The 21,710-nt window shown below is 71.7% G+C and carries 20 protein-coding genes; 12 read left to right on the plus strand and 8 right to left on the minus strand.

All coding sequences use genetic code 11. From position 1 onward, the window contains the following. Positions 1-47: 47 nt before the first annotated feature. Positions 48-1,238 (minus strand): NAD(P)-dependent malic enzyme, encoded by a 1,191-nt coding sequence (locus tag AGRA3207_RS30330; RefSeq protein WP_231330554.1) that lies wholly within the window; start codon positions 1,236-1,238, stop codon positions 48-50. Positions 1,239-1,609: 371 nt separating this feature from the next. Between AGRA3207_RS30330 and AGRA3207_RS30335 the strand changes: the two genes are divergently transcribed. From AGRA3207_RS30335 to AGRA3207_RS30355, 5 genes are all read left to right on the plus strand, one after another. After that, positions 1,610-2,509, plus strand: coding sequence for an ABC transporter substrate-binding protein (locus tag AGRA3207_RS30335; protein WP_231330555.1), 900 nt, complete (start codon positions 1,610-1,612; stop codon positions 2,507-2,509). A 3-nt stretch (positions 2,510-2,512) separates the two neighbouring features. Further along, positions 2,513-3,427 (plus strand): amino acid ABC transporter permease, encoded by a 915-nt coding sequence (locus tag AGRA3207_RS30340; RefSeq protein WP_231330556.1) that lies wholly within the window; start codon positions 2,513-2,515, stop codon positions 3,425-3,427. A gap of 65 nt (positions 3,428-3,492) precedes the next feature. Further along, positions 3,493-4,245: an amino acid ABC transporter ATP-binding protein gene (locus AGRA3207_RS30345; protein WP_231336439.1), complete on the plus strand. Its 753-nt coding sequence runs from the start codon at positions 3,493-3,495 to the stop codon at positions 4,243-4,245. 172 nt (positions 4,246-4,417) lie between these two features. Continuing rightward, positions 4,418-5,008, plus strand: coding sequence for an RICIN domain-containing protein (locus tag AGRA3207_RS30350; protein WP_231330557.1), 591 nt, complete (start codon positions 4,418-4,420; stop codon positions 5,006-5,008). A 228-nt stretch (positions 5,009-5,236) separates the two neighbouring features. Beyond that, the gene (locus AGRA3207_RS30355; protein ID WP_231330558.1) at positions 5,237-6,205 is read left to right on the plus strand and encodes a zinc-binding dehydrogenase; all 969 of its coding nucleotides are present in this window, start codon (positions 5,237-5,239) and stop codon (positions 6,203-6,205) included. A gap of 79 nt (positions 6,206-6,284) precedes the next feature. On the opposite strand, the gene AGRA3207_RS30360 is transcribed toward AGRA3207_RS30355, so the two are convergent. The 5 genes from AGRA3207_RS30360 to AGRA3207_RS30380 form a co-directional block, all read right to left on the minus strand. Continuing rightward, positions 6,285-7,013 carry a PadR family transcriptional regulator gene (locus AGRA3207_RS30360; RefSeq protein WP_231330559.1) on the minus strand — a complete coding sequence of 243 codons (729 nt, stop codon included), beginning with the start codon at positions 7,011-7,013 and terminating at the stop codon, positions 6,285-6,287. Position 7,014: 1 nt separating this feature from the next. Next, a complete protein-coding gene (locus tag AGRA3207_RS30365) occupies positions 7,015-7,839 on the minus strand; it encodes a DUF4097 family beta strand repeat-containing protein (RefSeq protein WP_231330560.1) in 825 nt (274 codons plus the stop codon). 94 nt (positions 7,840-7,933) lie between these two features. Then, on the minus strand, positions 7,934-8,110 hold the full coding sequence (locus tag AGRA3207_RS30370; RefSeq protein ID WP_231330561.1) for a DUF6104 family protein: 177 nt from the start codon (positions 8,108-8,110) through the stop codon (positions 7,934-7,936). A 61-nt stretch (positions 8,111-8,171) separates the two neighbouring features. Continuing rightward, the gene (locus tag AGRA3207_RS30375) at positions 8,172-11,879 is read right to left on the minus strand and encodes a multifunctional oxoglutarate decarboxylase/oxoglutarate dehydrogenase thiamine pyrophosphate-binding subunit/dihydrolipoyllysine-residue succinyltransferase subunit (protein ID WP_231330562.1); all 3,708 of its coding nucleotides are present in this window, start codon (positions 11,877-11,879) and stop codon (positions 8,172-8,174) included. A gap of 156 nt (positions 11,880-12,035) precedes the next feature. Continuing rightward, on the minus strand, positions 12,036-12,707 hold the full coding sequence (locus AGRA3207_RS30380; protein ID WP_231330563.1) for an AIM24 family protein: 672 nt from the start codon (positions 12,705-12,707) through the stop codon (positions 12,036-12,038). 139 nt (positions 12,708-12,846) lie between these two features. On the opposite strand from AGRA3207_RS30380, the gene AGRA3207_RS30385 reads away from it, so the two are divergent. Continuing rightward, positions 12,847-13,791, plus strand: coding sequence for a serine/threonine-protein kinase (locus AGRA3207_RS30385; protein ID WP_231330564.1), 945 nt, complete (start codon positions 12,847-12,849; stop codon positions 13,789-13,791). A 130-nt stretch (positions 13,792-13,921) separates the two neighbouring features. Further along, a complete protein-coding gene (locus tag AGRA3207_RS30390; protein WP_231330565.1) occupies positions 13,922-14,626 on the plus strand; it encodes a DedA family protein in 705 nt (234 codons plus the stop codon). 3 nt (positions 14,627-14,629) lie between these two features. On the opposite strand, the gene AGRA3207_RS30395 is transcribed toward AGRA3207_RS30390, so the two are convergent. Further along, entirely contained in the window at positions 14,630-15,700 is a 1,071-nt protein-coding gene (locus AGRA3207_RS30395) for an NAD(P)H-dependent amine dehydrogenase family protein (RefSeq protein WP_231330566.1), read from the minus strand. A 205-nt stretch (positions 15,701-15,905) separates the two neighbouring features. On the opposite strand from AGRA3207_RS30395, the gene AGRA3207_RS30400 reads away from it, so the two are divergent. Further along, a complete protein-coding gene (locus AGRA3207_RS30400; protein WP_231336537.1) occupies positions 15,906-16,052 on the plus strand; it encodes a hypothetical protein in 147 nt (48 codons plus the stop codon). 81 nt (positions 16,053-16,133) lie between these two features. Here the strand turns inward: AGRA3207_RS30400 and AGRA3207_RS39965 are convergent, their stop codons facing one another. Beyond that, positions 16,134-16,979: a sirohydrochlorin chelatase family protein gene (locus AGRA3207_RS39965; protein WP_273699959.1), complete on the minus strand. Its 846-nt coding sequence runs from the start codon at positions 16,977-16,979 to the stop codon at positions 16,134-16,136. Between the two features lie 405 nt (positions 16,980-17,384). On the opposite strand from AGRA3207_RS39965, the gene AGRA3207_RS30410 reads away from it, so the two are divergent. From AGRA3207_RS30410 to AGRA3207_RS30425, 4 genes are all read left to right on the plus strand, one after another. Next, positions 17,385-20,027, plus strand: a complete 2,643-nt coding sequence (locus tag AGRA3207_RS30410; protein WP_231330567.1) for a sensor histidine kinase — start codon at positions 17,385-17,387, stop codon at positions 20,025-20,027. Beyond that, positions 20,024-20,482 carry a roadblock/LC7 domain-containing protein gene (locus AGRA3207_RS30415; protein WP_231330568.1) on the plus strand — a complete coding sequence of 153 codons (459 nt, stop codon included), beginning with the start codon at positions 20,024-20,026 and terminating at the stop codon, positions 20,480-20,482. Before AGRA3207_RS30410 ends, AGRA3207_RS30415 begins: the two co-directional genes overlap by 4 nt. Before the next feature lie 3 nt (positions 20,483-20,485). Continuing rightward, entirely contained in the window at positions 20,486-20,860 is a 375-nt protein-coding gene (locus AGRA3207_RS30420; RefSeq protein WP_231330569.1) for a DUF742 domain-containing protein, read from the plus strand. Between the two features lie 190 nt (positions 20,861-21,050). Further along, on the plus strand, positions 21,051-21,587 hold the full coding sequence (locus AGRA3207_RS30425) for a GTP-binding protein (protein WP_231336440.1): 537 nt from the start codon (positions 21,051-21,053) through the stop codon (positions 21,585-21,587). Positions 21,588-21,710 lie beyond the last annotated feature (123 nt).

Below are 21,710 nucleotides of genomic sequence, written 5' to 3' on the forward strand. Positions count from 1 at the left end.
GAAAAGGCCCGCGCCGGGTGGCGCGGGCCCGTCATTGGTCCTCCGGATCAGATCCGATTGACCCCTTCCCGGCGGGCCTGGGTGGCCACGGCGGCGGCCACGGCGGGCGCGACCCGGTCGTCGAACGGGCCGGGGATCACGTAGTCGGCCGACAGGTCGCCGCCGACGATGCCGGCGAGGGCGCCCGCGGCGGCCAGCTTCATGCCCTCGGTGATCGAATGGGCCCGGACGTCCAGCGCGCCGCGGAAGATGCCGGGGAACGCCAGCACGTTGTTGATCTGGTTGGGGTAGTCGCTGCGCCCGGTCGCCACGACCCTGGCGTGCCGCCGGGCCACCTCCGGATGCACCTCCGGCGTGGGGTTGGACAGCGCGAACACGATCGCGTTCTGCGACATGGTGGCGACCGACGACTCGTGGACGGTGCTCCCGGACAGCCCGATGAACACGTCGGCGCCGCGCAGCGCCTCCTCGGTGGAGCCGGTCAGCCGCGACCGGTTGGTGACCGCGGCGATCCGCTCCTTGACCGGGTTGAGGCCGTCGCGGCCCTCGTAGATGAGCCCCTTGCTGTCCGACAGCGCGATGTCGCCGATGCCGGCCTCGATGAGGATCCGCGACACCGCGATGCCGGACGCGCCCGCGCCGGCCACGACGGCGCGCAGCTGCGCCAGGGGCCTGCCGACCAGGCGCGCGGCGTTGGTGAGCGCGGCGAGCACCACGATCGCGGTGCCGTGCTGGTCGTCGTGGAAGACGGGGATGTCGAGCTCGGCGCGCAGCCGGTCCTCGATCTCGAAGCAGCGGGGAGCGCTGATGTCCTCCAGGTTGATGCCGCCGAAGCTCGGGGCCATCCGGACGACCGTGTCGACGATCTCGTCCACGCCGGTGCAGCCGAGCGCGATCGGCACCGAGTCGACGTCCGCGAACTCCTTGAACAGCAGGGACTTGCCCTCCATGACCGGCATCGAGGCGGCCGGGCCGATGTCGCCGAGCCCGAGCACGGCGGTGCCGTCGGTGACGACCGCGACGACCTTGGACGTCCAGGTGTAGTCGTGGACCAGGTCCGGGTTCTCGGCGATGGCGGTGCAGACCCGCGCGACGCCCGGCGTGTAGGCGAGGGAGAGATCGTCCTTGTTGCGGACGGGGATCGTCGACCGCATCTCCAGCTTCCCGCCGCGGTGCAGCGGGAAGGCCGGATCGTCGTCGAGTCTCGGCGGTTCGTTGGGAATGGGCTCAGCAGCCACAGCGACCCCTGTCGGTGAGAGTGTGCCTTCGGGCGATGCCGCCGCGGTGGTGACGGTCTGGTGGCCTGATCACCGGGTCGGGCATCTCGCGACGTACGGGGGTCACCCGTTGTCCGATTGTGCCACACGGCCCTTAAGCGGCCCGGGGGCGGCGGTGGGGGCGGCCGTCGCCCGCCCGCTGACGGTGCGTGGCGGATCAATGGCCGGTTGTGGGGAATGTCGAGGTAGGCGCACTGTCCCGGGGTTACCTCGTTGTCCGATCGTGTCGGACCCTTAATCCGGAACGGGCCGGTGTGCGCCAAGATGTGCATCTGACCTACGGATCAGTACGAACCACTACGGATCCGACGAAACCATCTGGAGGGGGACCAGTGACCACCGGTTCTCTGCGCCGCCGTGCCCTCACGGCGAGCGCGCTCGCGCTGACCGGCGTCCTCGCCCTGTCCGCGTGCGGCGACGGCGACGACTCGGGCTCGTCCGTCCCGAAGGCGAGTGCGGACGCCAAGCTCGCGGCCATGGTCCCGGCCTCGATCAAGAGCGACGGCAAGATCTCGATCGGCACGGACGCGTCGTACCCGCCCAACGAGAGCGTCGACCCCGGATCGCAGAAGATCGTCGGATGGGACGTCGATCTGTTCGACGCCATCGCGGCCAAGCTCGGCCTGAAGACCGAGTACCACAACGCGGGCTTCGACACGATCATCCCGGGCGTCCAGTCCGGCAAGTACGAGGCGGGGGTCTCGTCCTTCACCGACAACAAGGAGCGGGAGAAGGTCGTCGACTTCGTCAGCTACTACACCGCCGGGACGGCCTGGGCCACCCTCAAGGGCAACCCCAAGGGCGTCAACCCCGACGACGCCTGTGGCAAGAGCATCGGGGTCCAGCAGGGCACCGTGCAGGTGGACGACCTGAAGGCGCGCAGCAAGAAGTGCGCCGACGCGGGCAAGCCGCCCGTCAAGCCGGTCGTCCGCAAGCAGCAGACCGAGGTCAACAACGACCTGGTCGCCGGGAAGGTCGACGCCATGGCCGCCGACTCGCCGATCGTCGGCGGCGCGGTGAAGAAGACCGGCAAGCTGGAGATCATCGGGCAGGTCTACGACACCGCGCCGTACGGTTACGCGTTCGGCAAGTCCTCCGGGCAGCTCAGGGACGCCGTCCTCGCCGCGCTCAAGGCGCTGATGGCCGACGGCACCTACAAGAAGATCCTGGAGGAGAACGGCGTGGAGAGCGGAGCGATCACCGATCCGGCGGTCAACGCCGCGCAGAGCTGAGCCATGACGATCGACAGCGACGCCGGCCGGGGACGGCCCGAGGCGATCAAGGCCGTCCCCGTCCGCCATCCGGGGCGCTGGGTGGCGGCGGCGGTCGTCCTGGTGCTGGTCGCGATGTTCGTCCACTTCCTGCTGACCAGCGACGCGCTGGAATGGTCGGAGCAGGGCAAGTACATCACCTCCAGCGCCGTGCTCAAGGGCGTCCGCAACACGATCCTGCTCACCGTCGCCGCGATGGCCGGGGGGATGCTGCTCGGCACCGTCCTCGCGCTGATGCGGCTGTCGGCCAATCCGCTGCTGAGCGGTGCCTCGTGGTTCTACCTGTGGTTCTTCCGCGGCACGCCGCTCTACACGCAGCTGCTGATCTGGGGTGCCATCGGCTCGCTGTTCCCGACCCTCGGCGTCGGCATCCCGTTCGGGCCGGAGTTCCACACCTGGAAGACGCAGGCGCTCGTCTCGCCGATGCTCGCGGCGGGCCTCGGGCTGATCCTCAACGAGGCCGCCTACATGGCGGAGATCATCCGGGCCGGGATCCTGTCGGTGGACGAGGGCCAGCAGGAGGCGGCGGGCGCCCTCGGCATGTCCCGGATGCAGACCATGGGACGGATCGTGCTGCCGCAGGCGATGCGGGTCATCGTCCCGCCGACCGGCAACGAGGTGCTCTCGATGATGAAGAACACCTCGCTGGTCGCGGCCATCCCGTTCTCGGAGCTGACGTTCACCGCGCAGACCATCTACGCCAGCACCTACAAGATCATTCCGATGCTGGTCATGGCGTGCCTGTGGTACCTGCTGCTGTCGTCGGTCCTGATGGTGGGCCAGTACTACCTGGAACGCCACTTCAGCCGGGGCGTCGGCAGGGAGTCGCGGGCGCGCGGGCCGCTGCTCCGGCTGCGCGGCGGGGGTGGCGGCCAGTGACCGGAGATGAGGACGCGGTGGGCGATCCGCTGGCGAAGGTGCCCGCGCCCGAGGGCGGCGGGCCGATGGTGAGGGCCGAGGGCGTGCACAAGTCCTTCGGCCGGCTGGAGGTGCTCAAGGGCATCGACCTGGAGGTGCGGCAGGGCGAGGTGATGTGCGTCGTCGGCCCGTCCGGGTCGGGGAAGTCCACCTTCCTGCGCTGCATCAACCACCTGGAGAAGATCAACGCGGGACGGCTGTGGGTGAACGGCCACCTGGTCGGCTACCGCGAGCGCGGCGGGCGGCTGTACGAGCTGCGCGACCGCGAGGTCGCCGCGCAGCGCCGCGAGATCGGCATGGTGTTCCAGCGCTTCAACCTGTTCCCCCACAAGACGGTGCTGGAGAACGTCATGGGGGCACCGGTCTGGGTGAAGAAGCAGCCCAAGGACCAGGTCAGGGAGCGTGCCCTCGCGCTGCTGGACCGCGTCGGGCTGAGCGAGAAGGCGCGGAACTACCCGGCGCAGCTGTCCGGCGGGCAGCAGCAGCGGGTCGCGATCGCGCGGGCCCTGGCGATGGAGCCGGCGCTGATGCTGTTCGACGAGCCGACCTCGGCGCTCGACCCGGAGCTGGTCGGCGAGGTGCTGGAGGTCATGAAGCAGCTCGCCCTGGACGGCATGACCATGCTGGTGGTCACCCACGAGATGGGCTTCGCCCGTGAGGTCGGCGACTCGCTGGTCTTCATGGACGACGGCGTCGTGGTGGAGCGGGGCGCCCCACGCGAGGTCCTCGCCAACCCGCAGAACGAGCGGACGAGGAACTTCCTGTCCAAGGTGCTGTAACGACATTTTGGACCGTCCAAGAATCCGCGGGGCGGCTCCGGCGACCGGCCGGGGTCGCCCTTTCTGCGGTGGACGCCCAGGAGTTTTCGGCGCCGTTGTCTGATTCCCCGCGGATCGGATCCTCTTTATAAATTCATTGACTCGCAAATACCCCTCTGTTACGTTCACGGTCATGAAGATCTTAAGTGCGGCAAAGGCCCTCTCCGTGATCGCGGTGTCCGTCTCAGCGTCGATCGCCGGAGTGGGGGGATCCGCGCATGCAGCCGCACCCTCCGGTGAAGGGGACGCCGTTCAGGCGCTCGCCTCAGGCGTCTTCGGAAATGTTCGCGCGGTACCCGTCGCCAACGCTCCCGGCTTCCGCTATCTGGTCGCCAAGCACAGCGGGAAGTGCATCACGGTCTCCGGCGCCAGCACCGCGGACGGCGCCGTGGTCAACCAGTACACCTGCGTCGGGAGGCAGAACCAGCAGTGGCGGATCGTCAACGTTTCGGGTGGCTCCTCCCTCCAGGTCAGGCACAGTGCCCGGTGCCTGTCGGTCTCCGGCGGATCCAAGCGCGACGGGGCGCGGGTCATCCAGTGGATCTGCAACGGCGCGGGGGACCAGCTGTTCCGGAACATCCAGGTCAGCAACATGCGGATGGTCGCGCACCACAGCAACAAGTGCCTGAGCATCAAGGGCGGCAGCAAGGCGAACAACGCCCCGTACATTCAGTGGCGGTGCAACAATTCCGCCGACCAGCGGCTCAACACGCGGCCCGCCTGACCGCCTGCGCCGCGGCCGCGGATGAAATGCCTCGCCGATGACGGGGAATGGGGCGGCCGCGATACTGCGCTGAAGCCGCGAGAATCCGCGGAGTCGGTCCGGTCGGGGTTCGCCGCCGCGGCGGTGGACCCCGGCCGCACATCGCCCCCGGGATGCGGGGTGAGGGCCGGGCCGCGGTCGGGTGGGGCGGCGTGGTTGCGGCGGACGGGCGGGACCTAGGGTGGCGGCATGTTCGCTGTCACGGTTTCGCAATTCGACGCAGACCAGCCGCTGACCGGGCTCACCGCCGGTGAGGTGCCCGATCCCGAGGTCCCGGACGGGTGGACGACCGTCACGGTGCGGGCCGCCGCGCTCAACCACCACGACCTGTGGTCGCTCAGGGGCGTCGGGCTGCCCGCCGAGCGGCTCCCGATGATCCTCGGCTGCGACGCGGCGGGCGTGGACGAGGACGGCAACGAGGTCATCGTCCACGCGGTCGTCGGCGACCCCGCCCGGGGCGGCGGCGACGAGACCCTCGACCCCAAGCGGACGCTGCTGTCGGAGCACCATCCGGGGACGCTCGCGGAGAGGGTGGCCGTGCCGCGCCGCAACCTCGTCCCGAAGCCGGCGGAGCTGTCGTTCGAGGAGGCGGCCTGCCTGCCGACGGCGTGGCTCACCGCGTACCGGATGCTGTTCGGCAAGTCCGGGCTGGAGCCCGGCGGGTCCGTCCTGGTGCAGGGCGCGGGCGGGGGAGTGGCCACGGCGGCGATCGCGCTGGCGTCGGCGGCCGGGTTCCGCGTCTACGCGACGAGCCGCAGCGAGGCCAAGCGCACGCGGGCCGGGGAACTCGGGGCGGACGTGGCGCTGGAGCCCGGCGCGCGGCTGCCCGAGCGGGTGGACGCCGTGATCGAGACGGTCGGCGAGGCGACCTGGTCCCACTCGCTGAAGTCGCTGCGGCCGGGCGGGCGGATCGTGGTGTCGGGCGCCACCAGCGGCGCGGTGCCGCCCGCGGAGCTGAACCGGGTGTTCTTCCTCCAGCTCCAGGTCGTCGGCTCGACGATGGGGACGCGCGCGCAGCTCGAACGGCTCGCGCGGTTCCTGGTCAAGACGGGCGTGCGGCCGCCGATCGACCGGACGCTGCCGCTCTCCCGCGCCCGTGAGGGCTTCGCCGCGATGGCGGACGGGGACCTCTTCGGCAAGATCGTCTTCACGCCCTGAGACGGCCGCGCGGGCCGTCGCGGCGGCCACGGCCCGCGTTGACCGCTCCCGCGGCCCGCGTCCACCCCTCCCGGACGGGTCAGTCCCTGCGGTCCTTGCGGAAGATCTCGTCCCTGAGCCGCTCCCGGGTCTCCCGCAGGAGCGCCTCGCAGGAGGCGAGGCCCTCCTCGTCGAGGCGGGCCTTCTTGGCGCCCTTGCGGACGTCCTCGACGAACTTGCGCAGCAGGCGCTCCAGCTTGAGCCGCTCGATGTCATGGCTGGTGCCGGTCGCCGTCTTCCAGGCGTCCTCCCAGTTCTGGCGCCACTCCTCCTTCCACGCCTGCTTCTGCTCGCGCCAGTGGTCCTTCTGCCGCCGCCACTCCTCCTTCTGGCGCTCGCCGGTCTCCTTCCACGCCTCCTTGGAGGTGGCCTTGCCCTCCTCGCGCATCTCCCGGGCGGCCTGGGTGAGCTCCTCGCGCAGCGACCGGACCGTCTGCCGGACGTCCTGCTGGACGCCCCGCGCGAACTCCTGCGCCGACGCGGTGATCTCCTCCTCCAGCTCGGCCAGCTCGTCCATCCGCCGCTCCAGCTCGTCGCGGCCCTTGTCGGTGAGCGAGTAGACCTTCTTGCCCCTGATCACCTCATGGGTGACCAGCCCCTCCGACTCCAGCCGGGCCAGCCGCGGGTAGATCGTCCCGGGAGACGGCGAGTACACCCCGAGGAACCGGTCCTGGAGCAGCCGGATCACCTCGTAGCCGTGCCGCGGGCTCTCCTCCAGCAGCTTCAGCAGGTACAGCCGCAGGCGGCCGTGGCCGAAAACGGGGCTCAACTCACTTCTCCATTCGGGGTGTGGTGATCTCCGGCTCCTCGTCCTCGCGTCCGAGGAGGGTGATGGAGCCGGACACCGTGTTGACCGTGAGCCGCCCCGTGCCGTCGCCGAGCTCACCGCTCAGGCCGGCGATGACGGGCCGCTCCAGCCGGCCGAGCCCGGGGAAGGACGTCTCGATGCGCCCCGCGGCGGAGTTCAGCGAGACCTGCGCGCCCGCGGACCCGGGGATGCGCAGCGCGACCTCCCCGGAGACCGTGTTCACGTCGACGCGGGAGTCGCCGACCAGGTCGACGTCCGCGGCGATCCGGCCGCTGACGGTGCGGGCCGCCAGCCGCTCGACCGAGCCGCCCGCGATCGACAGGTCGCCCGACACCGAGGTGAACGACACCGTCCCGTCCAGCCCCTGCGCCTCGATCGCGCCGGACACGGTGTTGGCGTCGACCGCGCCGAGCACCCCGTCCAGGGTCACCTCGCCCGAGGCGCTCTTGATGGACGTGCGCGCCGTCATCCCGGTGATCAGGGCGTCCGCCGACACCAGGTTGAGCGAGACGGGGCAGTCGTGCGGGACGGTCACGGTGATCGACGCGCGGCACCGCTGGGTGCGCAGCCAGCTCAGCACGCCCTCCCAGAGCCGCTCGTGGGTGACCGTCAGCATCCCCGCCTCGTGGCCGACCACCAGCGGCGGCCCCTCCACCTCGCCGACCATGATGGACGGCCGCTCGTCCGAGGCGAGCACCGAGACGCTCCCCGCGATCAGCGTGGCCCGCAGCGCGACCACCCCGTCGAAGTCGAGAGCGGTCGGCTCGGCGATCGTCCAGCGTGACATCGTGCCGCCCTTCGGTCGTACGCCCCTGACCTGTAACACGATATGTCGCGACCGGGGAAAGTCAAGATGTATCGCGTTGACGCGGGGACGGGGGTCAGTCGTCCTCGTCGTCGAGGCGGGCGAGCCAGGTGGCGAGCCGTTCCACCGGCGTCTCGAACTCGGGGTTCAGGTCGACGAACTCGCGGAGCCGCTCGGCCAGCCAGGTGAGGCTGACCTCCTCCGCCCCGCGGCGGTCGGTGAGCTCCTCGATGCCCCGATCGGTGAAGTACATGGCGTTCTCTTTCCAGGACGCCGAGGGCCCCGGCGCGCGCCGGGGCCCTCGACCGTGTGCGTTACCCCTCGCCGAACAGGCGGGCCAGGAGGGCCTCCTGCTCGGCCTGATGCAGCTTCGCCGACCCCACCGCGGGGGACGAGGACGCCGGGCGCGACACCCGCGACAGCCTCAGGCCCTCGATGTGGTGCGGCAGCTTCAGCGCCATGAACGGCCAGGCGCCCATGTTGGCGGGCTCGTCCTGGACCCACACGACCTCCGTGTGGCCCGGGTACTTCGCCAGCTCCGCCTTGATCTCGTCCACCGGCGGCGGGTACAGCCGCTCCACCCGGATCACGGCGGTGTCGTTCGCCCCCGCGGCGTCCCGGGCCTTGACCACCTCGTAGTAGATCTTGCCGGTGGTGAGCAGCACCCGCCGCACGCCCGCCGGGTCGACCGCCGGGGCGCTCTCGGGGATGATCGGCTGGAACGCGCCGCCGGTGATCTGCGCGACCGTCGAGGTGGCCGCCTTCAGCCGCAGCAGCTGCTTCGGCGTGAACACGATCAGCGGCTTGCCGCGCCCCGACAGCACCTGCCAGCGCAGCAGGTGGAAGTAGTTCGCCGGGGTGGTCGGGTAGACCACGGTCATGTTGTCCTGCGCGCACAGCTGCAGGTAGCGCTCGATCCGCGCGGACGAGTGGTCGGGGCCCTGGCCCTCGTACCCGTGCGGCAGCAGCAGCACGACGCTGGAGTGCTGGCCCCACTTCTGCTCGCCCGACGAGATGTACTCGTCCATGATCGACTGGGCGCCGTTCGCGAAGTCGCCGAACTGCGCCTCCCACGCCACCAGCGCGTCCGGGCGGGTCATGGAGTAGCCGTACTCGAAGCCCATCGCCGCGTACTCGCTGAGCAGCGAGTCGTGCACGTAGAACTTCGACACGCCCTGCCCGAACTGCTTGAGCGGCGTGTACTCCTCGCCCGTCTTGCGGTCGACCAGCACCGAGTGCCGCTGCCCGAACGTGCCGCGGCGGGTGTCCTGCCCGACGAGCCGCACCGGGTGGCCGTCGATCAGCAGGGAGCCCAGCGCCAGCAGCTCGCCGGTCGCCCAGTCGATCGCGTCCTCCTCGATCATCTGGGCCCGGCGCTGGAGGATCGGCTTGAGCCGCGGGTGGACCTCGAAGCCCTCCGGCAGGCTGACCTGGGACTCGATGATCCGCTTGACGGTCTCCTGCGAGATCGCCGACCCGGCCTTGCCGTGGTCGATCGGGATGCTCTCCTCGACGTCCGGCTTGACCACCGACCCCGGTTCGAGCGGCTTCTTCACCGCCTCGCGGGTCTCGGTGAACGCCCGCTCCAGCTGCTCCTGGTAGTCGCGGAGCGCCTGCTCGGCCTCCTCCACCGTGATGTCGCCGCGCCCGATCAGCGCCTCGGTGTACAGCTTGCGCACCGAGCGCTTGGCGTCGATCAGGTCGTACATCAGCGGCTGGGTGAAGGAGGGGTTGTCGGACTCGTTGTGGCCCCGCCGCCGGTAGCAGACCATGTCGATGACGACGTCCTTCTTGAACGTCTGCCGGTACTCGAACGCCAGCCGCGCCACCCGCGCGCACGCCTCGGGGTCGTCGCCGTTGACATGGAAGATCGGCGCCTGGATCATCCGGGCCACGTCCGTCGAGTAGACGCTGGAGCGCGAGTACTCGGGGGCCGTGGTGAAGCCCACCTGGTTGTTGATCACGACGTGCACGGTGCCGCCGGTGCGGTAGCCGCGCAGCTGCGACAGGTTCAGCGTCTCGGCGACCACGCCCTGCCCGGCGAACGCCGCGTCACCGTGGATCAGGACGGGCAGCACACTGAACCCGGCCTCGCCGACGTCCAGGAGGTCCTGCTTGGCGCGGACGACGCCCTCCAGGACCGGGTCGACCGTCTCCAGGTGCGAGGGGTTCGCCACCAGCTCGGTGTGGATCTTGGATCCGTCGCCGGCGATGAAGTCGCCCGAGGCGCCCAGGTGGTACTTGACGTCCCCCGAGCCCTGCGCGCTGCGCGGGTCGAGGTTCCCCTCGAACTCGCCGAAGATCTGCCCGTAGGACTTGCCGACGATGTTGGCGAGGACGTTCAGCCGGCCGCGGTGCGCCATGCCGATGACGACCTCGTCCAGGCTCGCGGCCGCCGCCGCGGAGATCACCGAGTCCAGCAGCGGGATGACGGACTCGCCGCCCTCCAGCGAGAACCGCTTCTGCCCGACGAACTTCGTCTGCAGGAACGTCTCGAACGCCTCGGCGCTGTTCAGCCGCCGCAGGACGTGCAGCTGCTCCTCGCGCGACGGCTTGTCGTGCGGGACCTCGACGCGCTCCTGGATCCAGGCCCGCTCCTCGGGGTCCTGGATGTGCATGTACTCGATGCCGACCGTCCGGCAGTAGGCCATCCGCAGCACGCCGAGGATGTCGCGCAGCTTCATGGTCGGCTTGCCGCCGAACCCGCCCGTCGCGAACTCGCGCTCCAGGTCCCACAGGGTGAGGCCGTGCTTGAGGATGTCCAGGTCGGGGTGGCGGCGCTGCTTGTACTCCAGCGGGTCGGTGTCGGCCATCAGGTGGCCCCGGACCCGGTAGGCGTGGATCAGCTCGTGCACCCGGGCGACCTTGGCGACGTCGTCCTCGTGCGTCGCGGAGATGTCCTTGACCCAGCGCACCGGCTCGTACGGGATGCGCAGGGCCTCGAAGATCTCGTCGTAGAAGCCGTCCTCGCCGAGCAGCAGCTCGTGGATGCGGCGCAGGAAGTCGCCGGACTGCGCGCCCTGGATGATCCGGTGGTCGTAGGTGGAGGTCAGCGTCATGACCTTGCTGATCCCCATCCGCGACAGCGTGTCGCTGGACGCGCCGGCGAACTCGGCGGGGTACTCCATCGCGCCCACGCCGATGATCGTGCCCTGGCCCGGCATGAGCCGCGGCACCGAGTGGACGGTGCCGATCGTGCCCGGGTTCGTCAGGCTGATCGTGGTGCCCTGGAAGTCCTCCAGCGTCAGCTTGTTGCCGCGCGCCTTGCGGACGATCTCCTCGTAGGCCGCCCAGAACTGGCGGAAGTCCAGCGTCTCGGCGGCCTTGACGCTCGGCACCACCAGCTGCCGCTGCCCGTCCGCCTTCTGCAGGTCGATCGCGAGGCCGAAGTTGACGTGCTCCGGCCTGACCAGCACCGGCTTGCCGTCCACCTCGGTGAACGCGGCGTTCATCTCCGGCATCGCCGCGAGCGCCTTGACGATCGCATACCCGATCAGGTGGGTGAAGGAGACCTTCCCCCCGCGGCCGCGCTTGAGGTGGTTGTTGATGACGATGCGGTTGTCGATCAGCAGCTTCGCCGGGACGGCGCGCACGCTCGTCGCCGTCGGCACGCCGAGGCTGGCCTCCATGTTGGTGGCCGTCCGCGCCGCGACGCCGCGCAGCCGGACCTCCTCGGCGCCCGCGGGCACCGGAGGCGGCGCGGGCCTGGACTCGGCCCGGGGGGCGGGCTGGGATCCGGTGTTCGCCGGCGCCTTCGGCGGCGAGACCGGTGGCTGCTTGGGTGTCGGCGGAGCGGCCGCGGTGCCGTTGGCGGCCTTCGTGGCCGCTCCTTCGGTGGCCGGGGTGGTCACGGACGACGGCCGGGTGTCCGGCTGGTAGTCCGCGAAGAAGTTCCACCAGGCCTCGTCAACCGAGTTCGGGTCCTCGAGGTACTTCTGGTACAGCTCGTCGACCAGCCACTCGTTGGCACCGAAGTCTGTGATCTTTGGGTCGGCACTAGTTTGCGACGACTCTGTCGACACGGCGGAGATCGCCCTCTTCCGCAGCTCGCAGGTGAGTTCTGAGACTAGTCAAGGCTACTCGTACTTGAACCTCATCATGTCCAACTGGGCTGACCACACCCCAAACCCCCCGGCCGCGAGGCCGGGGGTTCGAGCCGATCGACGGCCCAGGGGACATCAGTGGCTGTGCGCGGGCACGGTCGGTCCCTCGCTGGCCTGGACCAGGACGAAACCCTGCCCCTGATAGGCCAGCTGCATCGCCTCGCCGCTGCCGCGGCCGATCAGGGCCCCGGCCTTGAACGTCCGGTTGACGCCCACCTGGAGGCCGGTGCTCCACGCGACGGCGGACTGACCGTCCGCGAAAGTGGGCGCGCGCCCGCAGTCCAGCATGACGGGCGTGCCGTGTGTGGTGAGCGCCACCCAGCCGCTGCCCTGGAGGGTCGTGTTGAACAGGCCGCCCGCGGCGATGCCCGCGCCCTGGACCCGCTGGATGTCGGACTGGAGGGTCGAGTCGTAGGCGAGGATGTTCTTGCCGTTGACGGTGATCCCCTCGTTCTCCAGGTAGAACAGGTGGATGTCGTCGGCGTCGTTGGCGACGAACAGCAGGCCCTGCCCCTTGACGCGCATGAGCGGGACGCCCTCGCCCGTCAGGGCCTTCTTCATGAACTTGCCGATGCCGCCGGAGCCCTCGTAGTCGAAGTCCATCTGGCCCTGGAAGGCCACCATGGATCCCTGCCGGGCCAGGACGTCCCCGTTGAGGTGGATCCGGAGCATCTTGGAGTTCTGGAGCGCGAAGTGACCGGGCAACTGCTGGCCCTGGTCGATGTTTCCGAAGAACTGGCTGCGCATGGTCGGCTGGCCTCTCGTGTCCTGTTGTGGGGATCTTGTGGAGGTGCGCCAGCATAACGACGGGATGCGACGGGATCTGAACTTCCCCGGCTCCCGCGGCAATCCGCGGCGCCCTTGCCGACGAACAACGGGTGTGACGGTGGACGAAGTGCCCGGCGTGTCAGGAGCGGGACGGACGGTCGCCGGCCGGTACCGGCTGCTCGACGAGCTCGGCCGCGGCGGCATGGGCGTCGTGTGGCGCGCGCGGGACGGCCTCCTGGAGCGCGACGTGGCGGTCAAGGAGATCGTCCCCCCGCCGGGGCTGGACGAGGACGGGCGCCGCGTCCTGCCCTGGCGGGCGATCCGCGAGGCGCGGTCGGCGGCGCGCCTGTCGCATCCGGGCGTGGTCACGGTGTTCGACGTCGTGGAGGAGGGCGGGCGGCCGTGGGTGGTGATGGAGCTCGTCCCGGCCCTGTCGCTGCGGGAGACGGTCGCCCGCGACGGCCCGCTCGACGCCGGGCGGGCCGCGCGGATCGGGGCCAGGCTCGCCGGGGCCCTCGGCGCCGCGCACGCGGCCGGGATCCTGCACCGGGACGTCAAGCCGGGGAACGTCCTGCTCGCGCGGGGTGACCGCGCGGTCCTCACCGACTTCGGGATCGCCGTCATCGAGGGCGACGCGAGCCTGACGCAGACGGGGACGCTGCCGGGGTCGCCCGCCTACATCGCCCCCGAGCGGATCCAGGGGCTGCCCGCCGTCCCGGCATCGGACCTGTGGGCGCTGGGCGTGACGCTCCTTACCGCCGTCACGGGCCGCGCGCCGTTCCAGCGGGACGACCCGGTGTCGGTGCTCGGGGCCGTGCTGACCGAGGAGCCGCACATCCCGGAGCACGCCGGGCCCCTTCGTCCCGTCCTGGAGAGGCTACTCGTCAAGGACCCGGCGCGCCGCATGCCCGCCGACGTGGCCGAAAGGCTCCTGCTCGCCATCGCGGAGGACGAGCCCGAGGAGGAGAGCAGGCCCTCGTGGCGCCTCGGCGGCGCACTGGCCTACGCGGGCGCCGCGCTCCTGCTCGCGGGGGCCGCATTGATGCTGCTCCGCATGGGCTGACCCACACGGGCTCCTCCTCAGGCGTCACCGGATGGTCGTCCGTTCGGTGGATCCGGTGCGGGAACCCCGCGGCTACGATGACCGTCTGTAGCTTTGGCGGACGACGGCGGCGACAGGTGGCGGGAGACGCATGCTCGAGAACTTCAACGCCCTGGTGGACGGGCTGCCGCCGGCCTTGATCTACCTGATCATCGCCGGCCTGGTGTTCGCCGAGGCGGCGCTGTTCTTCGGCTTCGTCTTCCCGGGTGAGACCGCGATCGTGGTCGGCGGTGTCCTGGCCAGCCAGGACAAGCTCTCGCTGCCGCTGCTGCTGATCATCTCGGTGGTGGCGGCCGTCACCGGCGACTCGGTCGGCTACGAGATCGGCCGCAAGTACGGGACGCGCCTGCTGGAGACCCGGGCGATGAGCAAGCACCGGGCCAAGGTCGGCAAGGCGCAGGACCTCATCCGCCGCCGGGGCGCGTTCGCCGTGTTCATCGGGCGGTTCACCGCGCTGCTGCGGGCGCTCATGCCCGCCCTGGTGGGCAGTGCCCGGCTGCCCTATCCGAAGTTCCTGGTGTTCAACGTGATCGGCGGCGTCACCTGGGTGCTCACGTTCACGCTCGGCGGCTACTTCGCGGGCGAGGCGTTCGACCACGCCGCCAAGCTCGCCGGGCGCGGCCTCGCGATCGGGCTGGCGGTGGCCGCGGTCATCGCCCTCATCGTGTGGAGCGTCCGCAAGCACCGCAGGGAGGCCCGGGACGAGGCCGCGGAGAACGCCGACCCCGCCCTGGAGCAGACCGTGTCCTCCGCGATCCCGGCCCAGGGCGGCCCGTCGGGCGGCCCCTCCGCGTGACCGCTAGTGGTCGAGGTCCATGCGCCCACTGACGAGCGGCAGGTCCAGATAGGTACGGATGCCGGGCTCCGCGGAGCACACCACCGGGATCGAGTTGAGCACGTGCGCCGCCGCGGCCGACAGCGGGTCGGTGATCCAGTCCTCGCCGGTCGTCAGCGCGAGGGACGGGCGGCCGCAGATCCGGATCGCGTACCCGGGCGTCCCCCAATCGGGCGTGCGCGAGGCGTCCGCCTTGTGGATCGCCTCGATCGTGATCACCGGGAGCCCGCCGGCGAGGGCGCTGCACGTCCACCGCGCCGCGGCGACGGTGCCGCGCGGGACCACGCCCGCCGCGATGGGCAGGTCGGCGCCGGCGAGCCGGTGGTCGACGTCCACGTCCACCTCGTCCACGTCGACGCGCAGCCCGGCCGCCATGAGGTGCAGGCTCTCGGAGTACAGCGCGCGCATGGCGCTGCGGGCGGGCCGCAGCCCGCGCAGGTAGGACTCCTCGTCCCGGCCGAACCCGATCATGTCGTGGACCAGCGGCCAGGACGGGTGCCGGGCCAGGTCGGTGCACTCCCGCGCGTAGACGTGGCTGATCTTGCGGGACAGCCGCGACAGCATCAGCGGCAGCACGTCCGCCATGAAACCCCGGTTGATCCCGCTGCCGTGCACGGACACGCCGCCGCGCTTGCACGCCTGCTCCAGCTCGTTCACCACGAACGGGTCGTGCGCCTGCGGGTAGACCAGCCCGTTCATCGAGATGACGTTCTTGCCCGACGACAGCAGGGCGCAGACCGTGTCGAGGTCGCCGTACGGGTCCCCGGCGGGGCCGGGCGCGTAGACGACGCAGTCGGCGTCCAGGTCGAGGATGCAGGCCAGCTCCCGGGTGGCGGTCACCCCGGCGGGCCCGCGCCCGGCGAGCGTGCCCGCGTCCACGCCGTCCTTGGCGGCGGTGTGCACCCAGACACCGGCCAGCTCCAGGCCGGGATGGTCCAGGACGCCCCGGATCACCCGGCGGCCGAACGCCCCGGTCGCCCACTGGACGACGCGGTACGGGCGGGGGTAGGACGAGATCGCGTCGGCAGGGCTCATCGAGACCGGACCTCCGTGCTCCATCGCAGCGGCGGGGGATGCCGCGATGGGTGTGGACACTACGCGGATTGCCGGTGAAATGCGGCATTTGCCGCAACTTTCTCGGGAAGTTGCAGCGTGCGCCGGGTGAGCCCGTCCGGGCCCGCGACCGAGCGGGATTCGGCCGGCTGGTGGCACTGTGTCGGTCGATGGGTGAGGAGACAGGATGTTGGAACTGCGCCTGCGCGACAGGTCGTTCAAGAACATGACCGCGGGCGAGTTTCGACGCCGTCATCGCCGTCCACCTGGGGGGACCGTCCACAGAAGTCTGGGCGACCAGATGGGCCACCTCGTCCAGCAACTCACCACCTGACGCCCGGCCACGCCCCACCGGCCATCGAGGCCCCCACCTGAAAATGTGAACGCCACCTCCGCCAGCCCGAACCCCGGCGGGTCAATCCGCCAGTGCTGTTGCGAGGGCTTCCACGTAGCGGAGGGCTGCCAGGCGGGCCAGGGCGGGGTGGGCGCCGAGCGGGGCGGCGTGGGCGGCGCCGATGAGGGCCGCGGCGGGGGCGACGTAGCGCCATTCGGGTTCGGGGCCGATGAGGTGGGGGGCGATGGCGACCGCGGCGGCGCCGGCGGCGCGCAGCTGGTCGGCGGCGGCCTTGACGGCGGCCTCGTCGGCGAGGGGGGCGGTGAAGACGGGGGCGGCGAGGCGGGAGGCGAGGAGCACGCTGGTGACCTCGGCCTGCCGGACGGCGGCGGCGTCTCCGGGGGTGCCGACGACGAAGCCGGACGCGCCGGTGACCATCGTCATCATCCTGATGCGGTCGGCGCGGGCGAGGCCGGCGTCGGCGAGGCGGTCGTGGAGGGCCTCGGCGATGAGGGGGTGGGGGCCGAGGGGTTCGGCGGCGACCACGTGCACGGGGGCCGCGGCGACGGCGGCGCGGACGGCGTTCTCCAGGGCCGGGTCGGGGCCGGTGGACAGGGGGACGACGACCGCGGCGGGTTCGTCGGGCCGTTCCTGGCGGAGGCCGGCGAGGACGGCGGGCAGGCCGGCCTCGGCGCCTTCCACGTGCCCGACGTAGGCGGGCTGGCCGGTGTGCTCGATCTCGACGAGCCGGGCGAGTTCGACGGCGATCTCGGCGCCGGCCCGCCTCGCGGGGCCGGGGACGGCGAGGACCAGCGTGGGGGATCCGGGGGGCAGCAGGAAGGACTCGTCGCCGCGGTGGCGTCCGCCACGGGGGGTGCGGCGGCGTCGGGACGGGAGTGCCTCGGATGCCTGGCTTTCGGGACTCACGGCGGGAATCGTAACGCCCCCGGGGCCGGGAGCCGGCCTCCCGCCCTGGCCGGACCGGTCTCGGGGCGTTCCGGGCGCACCTTCGTTGCCGTCTCTGTCACTGCCTGTATAGATCGTCGATCTCCCTTCCGTGTCGGCGGCGGACGGTGGGGCGGAGCATCAGAGTGAAGCAGCAGAGTATGGCGCATTCTGCCCCGAAGAACAGGGGGAAATGAACTATCTTGTCCAGATTTGCCGATATCTCATTCCGGATGGACCCGTCCGGGCCGGGTGCGGTAAGCGGCTGTACCCCCACGAACCAGTGAATAACGGCAATGGGCATGAAAGGTGTCGAAGGGGTTGCGGTGCCGACAAGGTGCGCCTTTATGATCGCAAGAACCTGCGCCCCGGAACGCCCGAGGTCCCATGAAAACCGATCAGCCGTGGGGGGACCGCCCCCCAGATCCGCCGGTCAGGACCGCCGTCCGCCGTCCGCGGCAGTCGTCGATCCGCCTGAAGGTCGCGGCGTTGCTCCTCGTGCCGCTGCTCTCCCTCGTCGCGCTCTGGGGGTACGCCGCGAGCGTCACCGGGGGTGACGCGCTCGCCCAGCGCCGCTACCACACGCTCGACCGCCGGTTCGCGCCGGGCGGGCAGGGCGTGCTGGTCGAACTGGGCAAGGAGCGGCTCGCGTCGGCGGCCTACCTCGGCGGGCCCGGCACCGTGACCCTCGCCGAGCTCGCCGCCCAGCGTCCCCGGCTGGACGCGGCGGTGGAGTTCTTCCGCCGCGAGGCCACGTCCGACGCCGCACGCCGCGCCACCAGCGCGGAGATGGAACGGCGGGTCGCGGACGTGCTGGCCGCGCTGGACGGCCTCGGGCGGCTGCGCGGCTCCGTGGACGCCCGCTCCGTCGACCGGCTCACCGCGATCAACGGCTACGGCGTCATGGTGGACGCCATGCACCGGCTGTACGACGCGCTCGTGGTCATCGACGACTCCGACCTCTACCAGTGGACGCTGTCGACGCGCGCCGCCGGGCGGGCGATGGAGCTGATGCAGCGGGAGAACGCGCTGGTCGCGGGCGCGCTCGCCGGCGGCGGCCGGATGACGCCGGCCGAGCACCGGCTGTTCGTCGAGATGGTCGGCGAGCAGCGCTGGCAGTGGAGCAGGCAGCGCTCGCTGCTCGACCCGCGCGTCTACGACACCGGCACACGGCAGATCTTCGAGTCCGCCCGGTATCGCGCCTTCAGCGCGATGGAGGACCGGATCGCCGACCGGACCCGCGGCCCGCTCCCGGTCACGGCCGTCGAGTGGCAGTCGGCCGCGCAGCCGCTGGTGCTGTCGGTCAACGCGATGGTGCTCGGCAACTCCCGGCGCGCGGGCGAGCACGCCGACGACCTCGGACGCGCGGCCTACACCCGGCTCGGCGCCGTCGGCGGGCTCGGGCTGCTGGCGGTCCTGGTCTCGGTCCTGCTGTCGCTGCGGTTCAGCCGCGGGTTCGTCCGCGAGCTGGTGGGGCTGCGCGGCGCCGCCGAGGAGCTGGCCGGGCGCCGGCTCCCGGACGTCGTCGAACGGCTCCGCCGGGACGAGACGGTGGACGTCGCCGCCGAGGTCCCGCCGCTGGAACCCGGCCGCACCACCGAGATCGCGCGGCTCGCCGACGCGTTCTCGGCCGTGCAGCGGACCGCGGTGGACGCCGCCGTCGGGCAGGCCGAGCTGCGCGCGGGCATCAGCCGCATCTTCCTCAACATCGCCCGCCGCAACCAGTCGCTGCTGCACCGCCAGCTCACGATGCTGGACGGCCTGGAGAGCCGCGCCGAGGCCGACGACCTCGCCGACCTCTTCCGGATCGACCACCTCACCACCCGGATGCGGCGGCACGCCGAGAGCCTGATCATCCTGTCCGGGGCCACGCCGGGACGCGGCTGGCGGCGGCCCGTCCGCGTCGGGGAGGTGCTGCGCGCGGCGGTGGCCGAGATCGAGGACTACACGCGCGTGAGCGTGCTGACCGACACCGAGGACGGGCTGGTCGGCGCGGCGGTGACCGACGTCGTCCACCTGCTCGCGGAGCTGCTGGAGAACGCGACGTCGTTCTCCCCGCCGGGCACCGAGGTCCGGATGATGGCCGACCGGGTCGGCACCGGGTTCGCGATCGAGATCGAGGACCGCGGTCTCGGCGTCCGCCCGGAGCGGCTCGCCGAGGCCAACCGGCGGCTCGCCGAGCCGCCCGAGTTCGACCTGGTCGACACCGACCAGCTCGGCCTGTTCGTCGTCGCGCGGCTCGCGGCCCGGCACGACGTGACGGTCACGCTCCAGCGTTCCCCGTACGGCGGGGTCACGGCGGTCGTGCTGCTGCCGAACGCGCTCGTGGTGCCCGCCGAGGTGATGGGCGACGAGGAGCTGGGCGACGAGGCGACGGCGGAGGAGGCGCAGGTCCCGGTGGCGGATGCGCCCACGGTGCACGCGACGCCGTTCCCGGAGACGACCGTGGTGCCGTTCCGCGACGGGACACCGGCCGGCCGGTTCGCGACGCGGCCCGTGGAAGGGGTGCCCGCGGTCCCGCAGCTGACGGGCCAGGCGACGCCGTGGCCGCTTCCCCCGGCGCCCCGTCCGGTGCCGTCGGTCCCGTCCGTGCCGCCGCCGCGCCCTCCCGTGAACCCCTGGTCGGACGACGCGGCGGAACCGGATCCGCCCGAGTCCGAGCCGTTCCAGGCCGAGCCGTTCCGGGCCGAGCCGTTCCAGGCCGGTCCGCCGGACGCCGGTCCGCTTGACCTGGAGCCGGCCACGCGGCCCGATGGCACCGAGCCGGGTGGCGGGATGCCGGAGAGCGGTACCGTCGGCGGCGACAAAGGGCATTCCGCCGGAACCTACGCGGGCCTGCCGCGCAGGGTGCGCCAGGAGAATCTGGCGCCGCAGCTCCGCAAGGCGCCGCCGCCACGGCCGGCGTCCGAAGACGGGGCGGTGCCGGGCGTGGCCCGTTCGCCGGAGGAGGCGCGCTCGCTGATGGCATCGATACAGCAGGGATGGCGGCGCGGGCTCGCGTCCGACATCGGGGACGAGGAGACGCGATGACCCACAACGCCGTGTCCGGTGAGCTCAACTGGCTGCTCAACGACTTCGCGGGGAGGGTGCCGACCGTCCGGCAGGCGGTGATCCTGTCCCGCGACGGGCTGGCCATCGCCGCGTCGAGCGCGCTGGGCCGGGAGGACGCCGAGCACCTGTCCGCGCTGGCGTCGGGCGTGCAGAGCCTCGCGCGCGGCGCCGGGCGGCACTTCGCCGGCGGCGCCGTCCGGCAGACCATCATCGAGATGGACGCGCTGCTGCTGTTCGTGACCGCCGCGGGCGACGGCACCTGCCTCGCGGTGCTCGCCGACGCGGAGGCCGACGCGGGCCTGGTCGCCTACGAGATGGCGGTGCTGGTCAAGCGCGTCGGCCAGCACATGCAGGCCAACCCCCGGTTCGGGACCGGCGACCGGACGGCGGCCGAGGGCGGCGGCCCCGGGGGAACCGCCCCGCGGGGATACTGACCGATGGCCTCGGGAGAGCGGTGGCTGGACCGGGACGCCGGTCCGCTGGTGCGCCCGTATGCCCGGACGCGCGGCCGGACGAGGCCCGACGGCGAGGGCTTCGAGCTGATCGCGGTCGTCGCGGCCGTGCGCCCGCCGACCGACGACCGGCTCCGCTACAGCCCCGACCACCTGCGGATCATGCGCGGCTGCGCGCGGCCGGTGACGGTCGCCGACCTCGTCGCCGACGTCGGGCTGCCGCTCGGCGTGGTCCGGGTCCTGCTCGGCGACCTGCGGGACGAGGGGCTCGTCGCGGTCGTGGCCGCGGGGGGACCGGCGGGCGTGCGCCCGGCCGCCGGAGTGCTGAGGGAGGTGCTCAATGGGCTCCGCGCACTATGACGGGACGGGCGGCTACGGCCCCGACTACGGCGGCTATGGCGGCGGCGGGAACAGCGCGGGCAACGGTGCTGGGAACAGCGGCGGATACGGCGGCGGCTTCGGGGGCGGATACGGCGGCGGGTACCCGGCCCCAGAACTCGTCACCACGAAGATCCTCATCGCGGGAGGCTTCGGAGCGGGCAAGACGACCATGGTCGGCTCGGTCAGCGAGATCAGGCCGCTGCACACCGAGGAACCCCTCACCGACCGCGGCACGCACGTGGACGACACCTCCGGGGTGCACGCCAAGTCCACCACCACCGTCGCCATGGACTTCGGCCGCATCACCCTGTCGGACCACCTGCTGCTCTACCTGTTCGGCACGCCCGGCCAGGAGCGCTTCTGGTTCATGTGGGACGAGCTGGCGTCCGGCGCGATCGGCGCCGTGGTCCTCGCCGACACGCGGCGGCTGACCGGCTGCTTCCCCGCCATCGACTACTTCGAGCGCCGCTCGCTGCCCTTCGTCATCGGGGTCAACTGCTTCGACGGCGCCGAGCGGCACCGTCCCGAGGACATCGCCATCGCGCTGGACCTCGACCGCGGCGTCCCGGTGGTGCTGTGCGACGTGCGCCGCCGCGAGTCGTCCAAGCAGGTCCTCGTCACCCTCATGGAACACGTCCTGAACTGGGCGGAGTCCGGGGAGGGCGCCGGGGCGGGGGCGGGCGGCGGCGCGGTGCCCGCCGGATGACGTTCGGCCGCCCCGCCTGCCCGGAGCCCCGACGTAGTAGGCTCCGGCAGACCCCCGTACATCCCGCATCGGGGAGGTTTCGCAGCATGTCAGAAGTCCCGGCGTTGTCCCTGCCCCCACTGC

This window comes from Actinomadura graeca, from assembly GCF_019175365.1.
Taxonomy (GTDB): domain Bacteria; phylum Actinomycetota; class Actinomycetes; order Streptosporangiales; family Streptosporangiaceae; genus Spirillospora; species Spirillospora graeca.

Coding starts and splice junctions, on each gene's coding strand:
- AGRA3207_RS30380 (WP_231330563.1), bottom strand. CDS start 12,707: ATGCGCAGCCAGTTCTTCGGAAACATCGACCAGGGCCAGCAGTTGCCC.
- AGRA3207_RS30420 (WP_231330569.1), top strand. CDS start 20,486: ATGGCCTCGGGAGAGCGGTGGCTGGACCGGGACGCCGGTCCGCTGGTG.
- AGRA3207_RS30415 (WP_231330568.1), top strand. CDS start 20,024: ATGACCCACAACGCCGTGTCCGGTGAGCTCAACTGGCTGCTCAACGAC.
- AGRA3207_RS30350 (WP_231330557.1), top strand. CDS start 4,418: ATGAAGATCTTAAGTGCGGCAAAGGCCCTCTCCGTGATCGCGGTGTCC.
- AGRA3207_RS30370 (WP_231330561.1), bottom strand. CDS start 8,110: ATGTACTTCACCGATCGGGGCATCGAGGAGCTCACCGACCGCCGCGGG.
- AGRA3207_RS30410 (WP_231330567.1), top strand. CDS start 17,385: ATGAAAACCGATCAGCCGTGGGGGGACCGCCCCCCAGATCCGCCGGTC.
- AGRA3207_RS30425 (WP_231336440.1), top strand. CDS start 21,051: ATGGTCGGCTCGGTCAGCGAGATCAGGCCGCTGCACACCGAGGAACCC.
- AGRA3207_RS30395 (WP_231330566.1), bottom strand. CDS start 15,700: ATGAGCCCTGCCGACGCGATCTCGTCCTACCCCCGCCCGTACCGCGTC.
- AGRA3207_RS30340 (WP_231330556.1), top strand. CDS start 2,513: ATGACGATCGACAGCGACGCCGGCCGGGGACGGCCCGAGGCGATCAAG.
- AGRA3207_RS30345 (WP_231336439.1), top strand. CDS start 3,493: ATGGTGAGGGCCGAGGGCGTGCACAAGTCCTTCGGCCGGCTGGAGGTG.
- AGRA3207_RS30400 (WP_231336537.1), top strand. CDS start 15,906: ATGTTGGAACTGCGCCTGCGCGACAGGTCGTTCAAGAACATGACCGCG.
- AGRA3207_RS30365 (WP_231330560.1), bottom strand. CDS start 7,839: ATGTCACGCTGGACGATCGCCGAGCCGACCGCTCTCGACTTCGACGGG.
- AGRA3207_RS30390 (WP_231330565.1), top strand. CDS start 13,922: ATGCTCGAGAACTTCAACGCCCTGGTGGACGGGCTGCCGCCGGCCTTG.
- AGRA3207_RS30355 (WP_231330558.1), top strand. CDS start 5,237: ATGTTCGCTGTCACGGTTTCGCAATTCGACGCAGACCAGCCGCTGACC.